Raw genomic sequence first — 1,361 nt, forward strand, 5'->3', positions numbered from 1 at the left:
GGAAGTGTCAGATTTTTTGTGTGCGGGCCGGTAACGGCCTGCCGTCAGGCAGGCTCGACTTTCACCAGGTCGGCCTGATGAACCGATCTCCGTACAAAATCGCGAATTGATTCATCGCACTTTTCCAATCATGCGCCGCTGAGCCCCAGTTCGCCGTGATGTTTCGCAGCCCCAGCCAGATCAGCTTGGTAGCTGCGTCATCGTTCGGGAAATGGCCTCGGGTCTTGATGATCTTGCGCAGTTGGGCATTGATACTCTCGATGGCGTTGGTGGTGTAGATCACTTTCCGGATGGCTGGTGGGAAGACAAAGAAGGGAATCACTCGATCCCAGGCGCGTCTCCAGGCCGCAACGACCGTTGGATACTGCTTGCCCCAGGGCCCGTTTTCAAACTCATCGAGTGCCTGCTCAGCCGCTTCTGCATTGATGGCCTGGTAGATCGGCTTCAACGCCTTGGCCAGTGCCCGGCGCTTGTCCCAGGCCGCGTAGTCCAGGCTGTTGCGGATCAGGTGCACGATGCAGGTCTGCAGCGTCGTCTCTGGAAACACGGCGCTGAGAGCCTCTGGCATGCCTTTGAGGCCATCGGTCACGGCAATCAGCACATCCTCGACACCACGTGTCTTGAGATCGTTAAAGACCTTCATCCAGAACTTCGCACCCTCGGTGTTCTCGATCCAGATGCCCAAGATATCGCGCGTCCCGTCGGGTAGAACGCCCAGCGCCAGGTAAATGGCCTTGTTGCGCACCAGGCCTTCTTCGCGGATCTTCACCCGCAGAGCATCAAAGAAAATGACCGGATACATGGGCTCCAGCGGCCGCTGTTGCCACGCGCCAATTTCGTCCATGACCTCGTCTGTGACAGAGCTGATGAAATCGTGTGAAACGTCCGTCCCATACTGCTCGGACAGAAAGGCGCGGATCTCTCTGACCGTCATTCCACGAGCGTACATGGCGATGATCTTGTCATCGAAACCGGTGTAACGCCGCTCATGCTTAGGGATCAGAATCGGCGCAAAACTGCCGTCTCGATCACGGGGGATTTCCAGCCGCAGGGGGCCATCGCCGGTCAAAACCGTCTTGCCACTCTTGCCGTTACGCTGGTTGGTCTCATCCTCTGGGCGCTGCGCGCCCGGCGGATAGCCCAGGTGGTGGCCGAGTTCGGCACTCAGGGCGCGCTCGATCAAGGCCTTCTTGAACGCCGCAGAGGCATCTTCGATAGCCTCTGCAGTCATCAGGCCCTCACCGAACTGCTCTAGCAGCTCCTTGGGAATTTTGGGCAGGTCACGCAGGGGTTTCTTTTTGGTTGGCATACATGCACCTCTTACTCATGTTATGCCCGAACACAAAATTTCTGACACCCTC

Annotated in this window: 1 protein-coding gene; it reads right to left on the reverse strand. The window is 57.7% G+C overall.

What is annotated here, in order from left to right; translation table 11 throughout:
* Positions 1–61 precede the first annotated feature (61 nt).
* Positions 62–1,309: an IS256 family transposase gene (locus NJG22_RS24395; RefSeq protein ID WP_253098488.1), complete on the reverse strand. Its 1,248-nt coding sequence runs from the start codon at positions 1,307–1,309 to the stop codon at positions 62–64.
* Positions 1,310–1,361: the final 52 nt, after the last annotated feature.

The organism is Pseudomonas sp. VA159-2 (assembly GCF_024126635.1).
In the GTDB taxonomy this organism is placed as follows: domain Bacteria; phylum Pseudomonadota; class Gammaproteobacteria; order Pseudomonadales; family Pseudomonadaceae; genus Aquipseudomonas; species Aquipseudomonas muyukensis.

What these genes read in the sequence shown, in the direction of transcription:
- NJG22_RS24395 (WP_253098488.1), bottom strand. Translation starts at nt 1,309, where the DNA reads ATGCCAACCAAAAAGAAACCCCTGCGTGACCTGCCCAAAATTCCCAAG.